A 12,361-nucleotide genomic window follows, 5' to 3' on the forward strand; every position below is an offset into this window, starting at 1 on the left:
CATGGAGTGTAATTTTAAGCACATGAATTATTTGGAGAATGATGTATGCTTCAGGGGCTTTTAAGATTGTTTTTTGTGATATCAGGAGCTATTGCAAGTTGGTTTGTGGGACGTGAGGAACTGAAGTTTCCTGTTGTTCAAATGGTAGTTGCGGTTATTTTGTTTACCCTTATTATAAGTGTAATTGCTTTTTGGCCTGAGTTAAAAAGTTGGTTTAAACGAATCCGCAAGTAACCCATCCTAATAATTAAGTTGTTTATCATAATGACCAGTTTCTGGAAATTGATAATGTGATATAACTAAAGCGCCAGGAGAAGCAAATGAAACAACATTCACAGGGATTTTTAGCATTGGTAACAGAAGCAAAAAAACATATTAAAGAAATAGCCCCCAAAAAATTAAAAGAAAAAATTGATCGCCATGAGTCCATGCAGCTTGTTGATGTGCGCGAGATGAATGAATGGGAAACAGGTTATATTTCAACTGCAATGCACTTAAGTAAAGGCGTTATTGAACGAGATATTGAAAAGAAAATTCCTGATTTGAATACTCAAGTGATTGTGTATTGTAGTGGCGGTTTTCGAAGTGCACTGGTTGCAGACAACTTACAAAAAATGGGCTACACGAATGTTTCCTCATTGGAAACCGGTTTACAAGGCTGGCTTGATGAAGGGTATTCTTTACACAAATAAATGAGCCTTGGCTACTTTGATTCAGTATGGAGACGAGTAAATCCTAGCCCTCTCATGAGAGGGCTTTTCTCTTGAATATATTTCCTTAATGGGCAGGAATATGCTTAAAATTGATGGCATAAGTATTATTCCAATGCCAATTGTTTCTCTGACATGTGGTAATAACCATGGATCTTACTCTTTTTGTCTCTAATTTATTATTTTCCTTATAAAGTAATGAGAATTCAACAGTATTTTCAATAAGGGGTGAGAGCAGAAAAGTTGATTTAGCCATGTTGGAAACAAGACGGTAGTGGTTTGAGGTGCCATTGCCTAACTTCAGAGTGATTTGCAATTGTTGTGGTTTAAAGAGAATAGCTGCCACAACCCCCAATACCGTTGGTTTTAATTCAATTTCAGCAAACAGCAGCTGTTTGTCGGGTATATCAACTTGTTCCCCAAGGACATGGGACTCTCTTTTTAATAAAGTGAGGTTTGTGTGATGAGGATGATCCTTTTTACGGAGAAACAAAAAATGATTAGTTGAATGAGTGGGCTGATAAGCAGTTAGTAATAAGGGCCAGCTTGCACCATCCTCCAGTGAGGGAATTCGTTGGTCAATGGGTTCAATCTTAAAAATGATATTATCGGGTTTATGTTCTCCTTGAAGATGTTTTTTATTGTCTTCAGCTAAGCCTCGACTGAACACCGAGTAACTCTGAAAGATTGGACGCGGCGACCAAATATTTTGTGAGGATATTAGGTAGGTTTGATTGTATGAGTAAATGTCAGTAGTTCCCTGTAAAATGGGGAAGCCGGCTTGCTCCCGCAAGAAATTCATCGTGAAAGTAAAGTTCTTTTCTAGCCAGTAAGGGTCTTGTATTCTGCTTTTTAAACCATGCCAGGCAGTGGAGTAAGTAGAAATGAAATTATCGTGAATTGATATGTGGGTATACTGACTATTAATATAATACCAGCTGCTTAATGATACAAAAATAAGTAAATAACTGGGCCATGAATTAAAAATAAAGAGTAAAAAAAGGCCTGCAAGCAAGATAGAGGTTCCAGGTATAAATGCATGGCCAGAATGACGCGTAAAACCTGTTTTAAAAGAAACAAATAAAAAAACAAAATACATGCTCAGTAAGAATATTTTTGTTCCTCGTGGCATTTGTTTCCGCCATGAAATGGCTAAGAAAATTAATAAACAAGTAAGCAAATAGAAAATGACCTCATTTATATTTCCATCGGAAGACATTGCTTCAGTAAATCCTGATGCAATAAAGAAGGAACTGGTGAGATACTTAGGTAAAGAGGATAAAGGTTGTCCTGCTACAAGCCAAAATATAACGGTTGAAACTGCAGGGGCGACCAGGCAACTCAAAGCCAGTTCTTTTTTATTGTGCGCAAGAAAAAAGATAAAGCAAATAATAAGCGTAAGAAGGCAAATAATGAGCATTGAGCCTTTGATTAATGTCATTAAGCCAAATGGGGCAAATAGAAAAAAAGTAAATACAAAAAGATAATGATTTTCAATTTTATTCTTTAAAAAAAAGAGGATCTTAAAGCTGACTAATCCTGCAAGTAAGGGGTAAGAAAAAAATAGAGAATCTCGAGCATACATCATACCTAAAAAAGGCACACAATAAATTAGAGTCCAGTACCATCGACTTGGTTTCATTAAAAAAAGGAGATATACCCAGTAGGATAGAGCTAAGTAAAGACATCCAGTAATCATCAAAAAATCAGTTGCTGGGTGATAGGTTTTTGTATAAAGAGATGAATAAGGGCCTAGAGTAAATATTATCTCTTTGCCGAAAGCTAACCCTTGAGCAACTGCTTGATTTAAACCCAGTGCCCATGAAGGGTCAATTCCCGGAGCTGGCATTTTGGGGGAGAAGGGAACAAAAATACATACGATAATAAGCAACAGGATAAACTTACTGAACACATCAAATAATTTATTTGTAGTTTCAATGAGTATTCCTTGTGTATTCCTCAATGTAGACATCCATAGTTCCAATTTTTTAAACGTAGTTTAGCTGCTCTCAATCTTCTACACAATTCACCGAAAAGCTATTTTCAGCTAAATATGTCTCTCTCCCAAGATTCTTTACTTGAGCTAAGAGACTGAGAATTAAAAGAGGAAAGAGGCTCCTAATGAAACTGTATTGGAGATATCTGGAGAAGTACTTGTATCTTCAAGGGTTTTAAATGCACCGTAATCATGCTCATTTTCATATTCAACATATAAATTGATACCGGGGATAAGACGGTAATAGGGCCTTACAGTATAACGCATTTGATTCAAGCCACTGCCAATTTGGGCGTTAACTACCGTTTTGGTTGCTAAAATGCTGCGAATACCTGCTCTGATCAAGAAATTATTGGTAATTTGGGTATCCCGCGATAACTCAATATCAAATTTAGCGCTGCCACCATAAAAATAAGTTCTTATATCTGTATCAATAAAAAATGGCATTAACCCTTCAAGACCAAGGCCTGCTTGCCAATAAGGTCGCGTGGCAGGTTGATTAAAATAGTTCACACCCCCTTTTACTGCCCAAAATTGACTGATTAGATGCCAGTAAAATATATCAACATCAGCGTTTTCGACTGTGTCCTTATAAATTTCAGCGTCATTGATGAATAATTCTAATTTATTGTAGTCAGGACCATACATACCCTTGTAAGTAAGCTGTTGCGCATTATGCAAAGGATCGGCACTTACATCGACTAAAGTTGCAAACCAAAAACCTCCTCCATGGGCCATGGGATGCTTTAGTAAATGCAAATTAATCGGCCTCATTGCTTCATCGACCCGTATAATGGGGCGGTTATAATAATCAGTATTTTTCTCAATGTCTTCTGGTTTGGCTTTGTGTTCAGCGATTTCAACTATGGTTGTATATTGAAAGACTCGATTCATTCCAGTCATCATGTGATAAAGCATATGGCAATGGAAGAACCATTGGCCGCTTGCATCAGTGTCTACATCAGCAGTTATGGTACCTCCAGGGGGAACATCAAGTGTATGTTTCAAAGGATCAAAGGCATCCTTTCCCGTGCGTAGAATAAACCAATGGCCATGAATGTGCATTGGGTGATGCATCATGGATGTATTTGTAAATACAAAACGATACCGTTTGCCAGGTTTTAAGTGTATGGGCTTCGCCTTATAACCAGGAACTCCATTAATAAACCAAATAAATTGGCCCATGTAGCCAAATAATTCCAAATTAATTACTCCTTCTACAGGTTTATTGGGATTATTGGTTGGGATTGCGGCAGTTAAATCACGATAATTTGTTTCCAGTGAAGTCATATAGGATGAATCAGAAGGGGCTATGGTATCTTTAAATCGAGTGGGCTCAGTGGGCATTTTCATGTTCATGGAATGACTCATATTCATACTATGGTCCATTTTCATGCTCATGGAATGACTCATATTCATATTATGGTCCATTTTCATATTCATGGAGTGATTCTTATGCATTCTATGGTCCATTTTCATGGACTGCATTGGTTTCATTGAAGATTTTGCTGTATTTTGCCCTTTTTGCGTCATAGGTAGAGTGCCGTGATGCATGCCACCCATCATAATATTCATCATTTCTCTTGTGACCGGAATGGGTTCTGGGAATGGTTTTACTTGACTGTAGTCAACGCTTTGATTTGCTCCTGTTTTTAAAGCACCATAGACAGTTCCTACAGTATCTTTTGAACCTGCATAAATAATGTAGGGCTCATTTTTTTCTATTTTAACTAAAACATCATAGGTCTCAGCAGGTGAAATTGTTAATTCTTTAAGGGAATAGGGCTTTACATCGTTTCCATCAGCTTGCACGACTCTCATTATCGAACCAGGTATTTTGACTCGGAAAATCGTACTGCTACCTGCATCAATAAAGCGCAAGCGAACGACATCACCTACTTTCACGGGTGCGGTCCATGGATCTGCGTTAGGATGACCATTCATTAAAAACGCATCGAAAGCGACATCACTTATATCATAAAGACTCATACGCATTTGTTGCATGCTTTTATAATCATCAAGAAGGCTTTGTCGTTCTTTTTTAGATGCTTTTTGATAATCATGAATAAATTTTACCAGCGATGGTTGTAGTGGAAAGCGAGGAGCATAATAATCCCCATCTTTTTTAAGATTGGCTAAAACATGCTCGGGTTTGGTATTAATCCAATCTGATAAAACAATCACATAATCTTTAGTATAAGCATAAGGAGATGGTTTCTTGGGATCAATCAAAAATGCTCCATACAAACCCTGTTGCTCTTGTAAGCCCGCGTGGGCATGGTACCAATAAGTACCGGATTGCTTTAAAGTAAATTGATAGTGAAAAACACCACCCGGTGGAATTTCAGTTTGAGATACACCTTCTACACCATCCATTTGCCAAGGAACCAAGACACCATGCCAATGTATGGCCGTTCCTTTATCGAGGTGGTTGTACACATTAATCGTTACCTGATCCCCTTCTTTAAAATGTAAGGTAGGTGCAGGTATTTGATTGTTTACAGCAATCGCTTTAGCGGGCCTATTAGCGAAATAGACTGTTTTATAAGCAATATCTAAATTAATGACTTTATTTATTGCGGATGCAGGAAAAGAGAGTAAAAGTGAAGTAAGGTATAATAAAGTAATAAAATGATACTTTTTCATCTGTATCTCATGAACATTTTTTATCATCTCGTCTTCCCTTAAGATAAGCTTGATGAACTTAATGCAGTCCTAAGTTTTATAGACTTGTACAATACCATTAGCGTTATAAGGAAAATAGAGGAGATGTGAATTGATACCAGAGATATCGAAATTATTTTGCGAATTTTTATAGCAATCTTCTGAACAGCATTCGTAATCTACTTGTCATGCACTGGATTTTCTATTTTTAACCACTTCATTGTTCCATGATAAACACATCAGACAAAAATTCACATAAAAGAGATTGACTTAATAATTTGTTAATAATTTTATGTCAAAATGTATTTATTTTGTGCATTCCTTGTTTTCTAGGATAGTATATATGCAAAGTAAAGAACAAATTAAATCCCTTCTTTCTACTGACAAACCTACTGTTTTAAAAGATAGTAAGGCAGGTAACACAAACAGCAAAATAATAGGCTCTATAGATGAGTTTCAGACGTCTGCTAAAACGGGCAAGATATTAGCCGTCATAGGTGGAGGCACTGCTGCACTGACCTATCTCTATACACAAGATATAGGAAAAGAGTATTCTCATGTTTTGGTATTAGGCGATCGCGGTTACTGGGGTATAGCAGCGCACAGATTAGCTCAACCTCATCATATTTTCGCTATGCCACATGAGCCTAGTTACGAATTTATTGATCCTGCTGAACATGATCAAACACATGGAATCTTACCACACCAACCTAGTTCAGCTTATGTACACTCCCATAATTATCAGTCCAGATTGATCGAGTTGGAGAAAGCGACAGTAGACTCGCTGCACACTCAAGGAAAAGAGGTATTCATTGCCGACAAAGAACGCGTGAAAAGAATCGATAGATCAAAAGATAATGGTCATTTAAAAATAGAAACTGCTAGTGGCCACTCTTTTCCTGTAGATAAAATTATCGTTGCAACTGGGGCTGGTCCTGCAAGAACACTTGAAGAAAATTTAAAAAAAGGTTTGAGTTCACCAGATGCACAAGCCAAGGTTTTAAACTATACCGATATTCTTACACCGGTCGTTGAAAAGTGCAAAGATAAAACTGTTCTTGTTTATGGAGGAGGTGCAACTGCTGCATGGGCAATGGAAGTGGCTGCTCTTACTGCGAAACCAGTAGCCTGGGTGGGCCGAAGTGGTTTTGAATTAGCAATCGAGGCAGGTCCCCGAGTTAATGCAATTATAGTGAACAGTCGATCAGTCCAACTGAAGGGATCGATCACCTCTATTTCTTATGTTCATGGTGAAAATGGGGAGGAAGGGAAACTTTTGATTGGTGTTTCGGAAAAAGAAAATGAACCGCCGAAATATAACTTTACAGTGGATTATCTGTTCAATTGTATTGGGCAAGAACCTTATGAGTTAGGTGGACTTCCGGAAATTCTAAGTGACAGCCTTAAAGAAGAAATCATTCCTTATTTCGATAAAAATCATGTTACAGGTACTAAAGAAAGTTGTAAATTAGGATGGTCTACTGCAAAAAATGATTTATTTATTATCGGGGCAGCGCAGGGTACATATTATAATAAAAGTAAAACTGGTCCAACTGTGCCAAGTGATTCAACTGCTCCAACTGCTGAAGCGGCTCCAACTGTTTCTAGCTTTTTGCCTCGAAGCGGTCAGGTACCTATTACTATCGGTGGAGTTGTTTCGTCTGTATGTGCATTGACAAACTATATGCCAATTTCTCAAGATCCAGTTACAGGAAAAGCTATTGTATCCAGTCTTAATGTCAATGTGATGAATGCAACTCAACTTGCGGTCTTTTTTACAGTTAACTACCTTGGTGTTCCTCCTGAAAAGATAAATAAAGCCGTTGAAGATCTGATAAAAGAGCGCTCGAATACAGATTTTGGCTTATCACCAAAACGATTTGAAGAGTTTCTCCATGAGCATTTTGGCTCACTACCAAATCCTGAGCGTTGTCAGATGATGACCCAAAAAATTAATAAGCCTGAAGCAATAGACGCAAGAGCTCCAATTAGCGCGCCTAAAATAACAGTCGAAGAAATTCCAACCGAGCCCAAAAGAGAAAAAGTGAATAAAATTGAGGACAATGCTTTTTTACCTGAAACAGTTGAGTCACTCAAGAAAAGCCAGTTATTTGGATTTTTTAATAAACCTCATTCCCAAAAGACCCCTTCAGTTAAAAAGGACTCATTTAGCGAGGCGATGCGATTTCTTCCAAGGGTTGACGAAAATATCAGTTTACCTGTTATTGTTAAAAAATCAGAAGCCCTAGCGAGCAGAAATAAAGTTGAAGAAACAAGTCCATCTCTCATTACAGTGCAAACTATATAATTGGATATTGATCCAATTTGCATAAAGAGATATTTATTTATTCAGGTAAAAATTACAAACAATCTGGAAATAAATATCCCTTTTTTTTATAATCGATGGAATTTAAACGCAAAGGTATGTTATGAATTATATGCCGTTCACTGAGTTTTTAAAGCTAAATAAAGAAGAGCTTAGGACTCTGAATCCTTTGTTGGTATTAATTGAGCAACTTCAGCCTAGCAAGATGTCTGTTGCCCCAGCTACATCAACTCTGGTAAGCCTAATTGAAAATATTGATTTGGGTTTATTAATCAGAGCGACTTTTACTTATCCAAAACTTGATGCCTTATGCAAACAGTCAGAGCTAATCCCCTTTTGGAATGAACGATGGCGTTTATGCGGTCATGCCCATAACCCCGTAGATGAAAATGATAAAAAAGCTGAAGTGCGAGCAAAAACTCATGAGTATAAACCACAAGTAACATTACATACTTTTGAATTACTCAAAGGAATTTTTATTTATGCTCAATGTAACTTTCATCAATCATCAGGGAATCCCATCTACATGTCATATGCTCCTGCTTATTTGAAATGTGCTGCGCAACTTGGTTATTTCCCAGCGCTTAATGCTTTGTATAAAAATGCTTTTCAGAGGAATAAACTAGCTGAGGCTTTGATTTATGCAACACAACTTGCAGCGTTATACTGGACGCCAGGCTATTTACTTTGTTGTCTCATCTATTATAAGGCTGATAACTATAAAGAAGCTTTATTGAATTTACTCGTCGCAGAAAAACTAATGCCATTCTCTGATGCCATGATTAATAATGCTTATCAAGGTCAGTCTGTCAATTCAATCTTAAGCTCAGCTGGATTGACAAGTTTAACCGCAGCCAAGTCCTATTTGGCTGAGCTTAGTGATTTACCCATGAATTATGTTACCTCTTCACTCTACACAAAAGCAAAAGAAATAGCGGATAACATCATACAAAAATTCAATTCTGAAGAAGTATTGAACGATGATGTTGCTGATAAAAATTCGATTCCTGCAGGTTCGCTGCAATAATAATGTCACGAACTGAACGATTATTGGATTTAATTCAGCTATTAAGATGTCATCGTTTTCCAGTAAGCGGAGTATCTCTTGCGCAAGAATTAGGGATTAGCCTTCGTACTTTGTATCGCGATATTTCAACGTTGAAAGGGCAGGGAGCTCCAATTGAGGGAGAAGCGGGTATGGGATATGTTTTACGCTCAGGATTTACTCTCCCTCCGCTCATGTTTACTGCGGATGAAATCGAAGCTATAGTTCTTGGCTCACGTTGGGTTGCGGATAGAACAGACACCCAACTTAAATCTGCAGCACAAAATGCCCTGGCTAAAATCGCAGCGGTGCTTCCAAATGAATTGCGTGAACAGTTAGAAATCTCTGGACTCCTTATTGCTCCGGGACACATCGCTGAAAGCAAGGATTCTGATTTAATTTTGATTCGAAAAGCAATACGATTGGAGAAGAAACTTCAATTGACCTACCAGGATGTCAATGAAAACGCGTCACAACGAATGATTTGGCCATTGGCTCTGGGATTTTTTGATCAGGTCCGTATTCTTATTACATGGTGCGAGCTAAGGCAGGATTTTCGACATTTTCGAACAGATCGCATTATTGAATTAAATCTCACAGAAACGAATTATCCTGAACGTCGCCAAACCCTTTTAAAAAAATGGAAGGCACTGACTATAAACAAGCCTCATTAAATGGACGTTTATTGCAGCGCAGCGGAACCCGGGATCGAGAAGTAATCAAGCCAAGATCCCGGGTTCCGCTGCGCTGTACCCAGGCTACATTATATATTTTCATTGGAGGAGCCATAAGGTTGGTATTAAATATTCGATTGCAAACGTGTTATTTCAGTGATTCCGCTCCAATCTTTGTTTTCCATATGATGAGCTACGGCGATAATAAATTTATCTTTGATAATGTTGGCTATATCAGGAACAACTCCTACCTGAGTAAAAGCTTGTTGAAATAAATTTAAGTCTTTCAACCCTCCTTTCATATCAAAATTTACATCATCAAAGTCACGTTCTTTGATTTTATCGACATAAAGTTGAAAGGCGGGGTGAGCAAATACAGAATGAAACAATGTATTAAGAATAGATGTATCAACTTCGCTTTTTTCAGCAAATGCATAGAGCTCTCCCATAGCTTCTATTGCGGTTACAAGAAAATAATTCATGCATATTTTAATTACATTTGCTTGAAAAGGTTGTGAACCTACAGAAATTACTTTGATGGAGTATGCGGCAAATACGGATTTACATTGTTCAATTATTTCTTTCTGACCTGCAACAAGCGTAGTGAGTTCGCCCCGTGCAGCCACTTTTGGAACACCTAAAACATTCGCAGCAAGGTAGATACTGCCTTGCTTTTTATGCAACTCACTTAATTTTTTTGATGTTTCCGGCAATATAGTCGATGTGCCCACATGAATAGCCTCAGGATGCAACTTAGGAATAAAACTTTTAGTAGTTTCTAAAACTGCATGATCATCAAGAAGGCAAGTAATAATAATTTTTGCATCTTTTACAGCGTCTTCAATGGTGTTTGCTCCTTTAGCGCCCGCTTTAACTAACGGTATCATTTTTTCGGCTGTACGATTAAATACAGTTAAATTAAAATCGGCTGCTAATAATCGTTGAGCTAAAACTGAACCCATTTTGCCTAGACCAATCAACGTAATATTCATGACTACTCCTTGTTTTTATTAGGTGAGTACTAATTGATTTATTTGTAAAAGAATACTATAAAACTATTCTTATCATCATACATTTATTGGCCAATATCATGCTTGAAGCATTTAAACATAACCTGAATCATGTTAGCGTTCCACCTTTTATATATGGTACTGCCTGGAAAAAAGAGAAAACCCAAATACTAACTCTTCAGGCATTGGAAAACGGATTTATTGGAATTGATACAGCAAATCAACTGAAACATTATTTTGAAGAGGGTGTTGGACTTGGGATCCAGCAATTCTTAAAAAATACAGGGAAAAGTCGTAGTGATTTATTTTTGCAAACAAAGTTTACTCCAGCTCATAGTCAAGATCACAACAAACCTTACGATGAAAAAGCTTCTTATGAAAATCAGGTGAGACAGTCGTTTTTAAGTTCTTTAGAGCACTTGCAAACAGATTATATTGATTCGTATATTCTCCATGGACCCACCTATAATTCTGGGTTTGTACAAGATGATTTAGATATTTGGAACGCTATGGAGCAGTTGTATTATGAAGGAAAAATCAGGTTGCTTGGTATTTCAAATGTGGATCTGAAACAATTGGAAACTCTTTATAATGCAGCTGTTATCAAGCCCTCACTGGTGCAAAATCGATGTTTTGCAAGCAGTCACTGGGATTACTCAATCCGATTATTTTGCAAAAAGCATGACATACTTTATCAGGGATTTTCCTTATTGACAGCAAATCAATCTTATTTACTGTCTAACACGATTTATGAACTGGCTAAACAATATAAGAAATCAATACCCCAAATTATTTTTCGATTTGCATTGCAAATTGGGATAGTGCCTTTGACGGGTACAAGCAATCAGCAGCATATGAAAGAAGATTTAGATTTGGATTCATTTGAACTTTCATCCGATTCATTAAAACTCATTGAAGAAATCAGCATGTGATACTCCCTCTACTGACAGAAACTGTCACTAAGCTGGATTAAACTTGTAACTCATTTAATGAATTGATAAAGAATGATGAGTAAAAATTGGCTCGCTGTAGCTTGTGTAGAACATGTTCGTTTAGGCAAATACATAGGTGTTATGCAAGTTTGTCATGGCAAGCTTGCGCCATTAAAGCGAATAAAACCAAATGACGTTATTATTTATTACTCACCAACAACCAGTTTTCAGGGCAAAGACACTTTGCGCTCGTTTACAGCTATAGGAATTGTTAGCCCTGGTGAGCCATATCAAGTCACAACGAATCCAGATTTTCGTCCTTTCCGGCGCCATGTACATTGGGCTAAAGCGCTTGAAATACCCATTGCTCCTTTACTCAATTATCTTGATTTCACCAGAAATAATAAAAATTGGGGTTATCAATTGCGGTATGGATTAATTCAGATGAGTGAACACGATAAGTTAATTATAGTCTGCCATGCAGACTCAATGGTTATAACCTAACAAGAGAGAGTATTATAATGCAAATTACACCAGAACTTATTAAAGTCGAAGTGTTTCAAGTATCAGGATTATGCGAACGAACCAAAAATGCCAATGAATTTAATCCTCAAACAGCAAAATTACCAACTCTTTGGCAAAAATTTTATGCTTCACAAATAGCCATGAACAAACCTGATTCACCGATCTATGGGGTATATTCTAATTATGAATCAAATACTAAAGGGTTTTATACCGTAACTGCTGGAATTGAGACTAGGAATTCGGAAATAATAAATTCTTTTTATACTGTCATTATAAATAAAGGGAATTATCTTGTTTTTAAAAACTCAGGTCCAATGCCCAAAGCAATCATCGAAACCTGGCAAGCAATTTGGCATTTTTTTGATACTCAATCCGATATTTCCAGGGTATATGAGACAGATTTTGAAGTGTATTTGGGGCAAGAACAATGTGCTGTCTATATTGGTGTTAATATGTCTTAGCAGTAAAGTTTATTGTGT

Annotated in this window: 11 protein-coding genes; 8 read left to right on the top strand and 3 right to left on the bottom strand. The window is 37.1% G+C overall.

All coding sequences use genetic code 11. From position 1 onward, the window contains the following. Positions 1-45 precede the first annotated feature (45 nt). Positions 46-234, top strand: coding sequence for a hypothetical protein (locus tag LXO92_RS10900; protein ID WP_182349618.1), 189 nt, complete (start codon positions 46-48; stop codon positions 232-234). Positions 235-320: 86 nt separating this feature from the next. Continuing rightward, positions 321-692: a rhodanese-like domain-containing protein gene (locus LXO92_RS10905; RefSeq protein ID WP_182349619.1), complete on the top strand. Its 372-nt coding sequence runs from the start codon at positions 321-323 to the stop codon at positions 690-692. 85 nt (positions 693-777) lie between these two features. Here LXO92_RS10905 and LXO92_RS10910 read toward each other — a convergent pair whose 3' ends face one another. Continuing rightward, positions 778-2,682, bottom strand: a complete 1,905-nt coding sequence (locus LXO92_RS10910) for a hypothetical protein (RefSeq protein ID WP_182349620.1) — start codon at positions 2,680-2,682, stop codon at positions 778-780. 126 nt (positions 2,683-2,808) lie between these two features. Then, the gene (locus LXO92_RS10915) at positions 2,809-5,379 is read right to left on the bottom strand and encodes a copper resistance system multicopper oxidase (protein WP_232890970.1); all 2,571 of its coding nucleotides are present in this window, start codon (positions 5,377-5,379) and stop codon (positions 2,809-2,811) included. A gap of 334 nt (positions 5,380-5,713) precedes the next feature. On the opposite strand from LXO92_RS10915, the gene LXO92_RS10920 reads away from it, so the two are divergent. From LXO92_RS10920 to LXO92_RS10930, 3 genes are all read left to right on the top strand, one after another. Next, complete coding sequence (locus tag LXO92_RS10920; RefSeq protein ID WP_232890971.1) at positions 5,714-7,678, top strand: FAD-dependent oxidoreductase; 1,965 nt, start codon at positions 5,714-5,716, stop codon at positions 7,676-7,678. A gap of 121 nt (positions 7,679-7,799) precedes the next feature. After that, the gene (locus LXO92_RS10925; RefSeq protein WP_232890972.1) at positions 7,800-8,723 is read left to right on the top strand and encodes a DUF5630 domain-containing protein; all 924 of its coding nucleotides are present in this window, start codon (positions 7,800-7,802) and stop codon (positions 8,721-8,723) included. Between the two features lie 2 nt (positions 8,724-8,725). Beyond that, positions 8,726-9,415 carry a helix-turn-helix transcriptional regulator gene (locus LXO92_RS10930; RefSeq protein ID WP_232890973.1) on the top strand — a complete coding sequence of 230 codons (690 nt, stop codon included), beginning with the start codon at positions 8,726-8,728 and terminating at the stop codon, positions 9,413-9,415. 125 nt (positions 9,416-9,540) lie between these two features. Here the strand turns inward: LXO92_RS10930 and LXO92_RS10935 are convergent, their stop codons facing one another. Further along, positions 9,541-10,407 (bottom strand): NAD(P)-dependent oxidoreductase, encoded by an 867-nt coding sequence (locus LXO92_RS10935; RefSeq protein ID WP_232890974.1) that lies wholly within the window; start codon positions 10,405-10,407, stop codon positions 9,541-9,543. Between the two features lie 98 nt (positions 10,408-10,505). On the opposite strand from LXO92_RS10935, the gene LXO92_RS10940 reads away from it, so the two are divergent. The 3 genes from LXO92_RS10940 (at position 10,506) to LXO92_RS10950 (ending at position 12,343) form a co-directional block, all read left to right on the top strand. Next, positions 10,506-11,357: an aldo/keto reductase family protein gene (locus LXO92_RS10940; protein ID WP_182349627.1), complete on the top strand. Its 852-nt coding sequence runs from the start codon at positions 10,506-10,508 to the stop codon at positions 11,355-11,357. Positions 11,358-11,429: 72 nt separating this feature from the next. Continuing rightward, positions 11,430-11,861, top strand: a complete 432-nt coding sequence (locus tag LXO92_RS10945; protein WP_232890975.1) for an EVE domain-containing protein — start codon at positions 11,430-11,432, stop codon at positions 11,859-11,861. Between the two features lie 17 nt (positions 11,862-11,878). Further along, positions 11,879-12,343, top strand: coding sequence for a GyrI-like domain-containing protein (locus LXO92_RS10950; protein WP_232890976.1), 465 nt, complete (start codon positions 11,879-11,881; stop codon positions 12,341-12,343). Positions 12,344-12,361: the final 18 nt, after the last annotated feature.

This window comes from Legionella resiliens (assembly GCF_021344005.1).
GTDB classification, from domain to species: Bacteria; Pseudomonadota; Gammaproteobacteria; order Legionellales; family Legionellaceae; genus Legionella; species Legionella resiliens.

Bases quoted from the DNA above. Each gene is read 5' to 3' on its own strand.
- LXO92_RS10900 (WP_182349618.1), top strand. From the start codon at position 46: ATGCTTCAGGGGCTTTTAAGATTGTTTTTTGTGATATCAGGAGCTATT.
- LXO92_RS10905 (WP_182349619.1), top strand. From the start codon at position 321: ATGAAACAACATTCACAGGGATTTTTAGCATTGGTAACAGAAGCAAAA.
- LXO92_RS10910 (WP_182349620.1), bottom strand. From the start codon at position 2,682: ATGTCTACATTGAGGAATACACAAGGAATACTCATTGAAACTACAAAT.
- LXO92_RS10915 (WP_232890970.1), bottom strand. From the start codon at position 5,379: ATGATAAAAAATGTTCATGAGATACAGATGAAAAAGTATCATTTTATT.
- LXO92_RS10920 (WP_232890971.1), top strand. From the start codon at position 5,714: ATGCAAAGTAAAGAACAAATTAAATCCCTTCTTTCTACTGACAAACCT.
- LXO92_RS10925 (WP_232890972.1), top strand. From the start codon at position 7,800: ATGAATTATATGCCGTTCACTGAGTTTTTAAAGCTAAATAAAGAAGAG.
- LXO92_RS10930 (WP_232890973.1), top strand. From the start codon at position 8,726: ATGTCACGAACTGAACGATTATTGGATTTAATTCAGCTATTAAGATGT.
- LXO92_RS10935 (WP_232890974.1), bottom strand. From the start codon at position 10,407: ATGAATATTACGTTGATTGGTCTAGGCAAAATGGGTTCAGTTTTAGCT.
- LXO92_RS10940 (WP_182349627.1), top strand. From the start codon at position 10,506: ATGCTTGAAGCATTTAAACATAACCTGAATCATGTTAGCGTTCCACCT.
- LXO92_RS10945 (WP_232890975.1), top strand. From the start codon at position 11,430: ATGATGAGTAAAAATTGGCTCGCTGTAGCTTGTGTAGAACATGTTCGT.
- LXO92_RS10950 (WP_232890976.1), top strand. From the start codon at position 11,879: ATGCAAATTACACCAGAACTTATTAAAGTCGAAGTGTTTCAAGTATCA.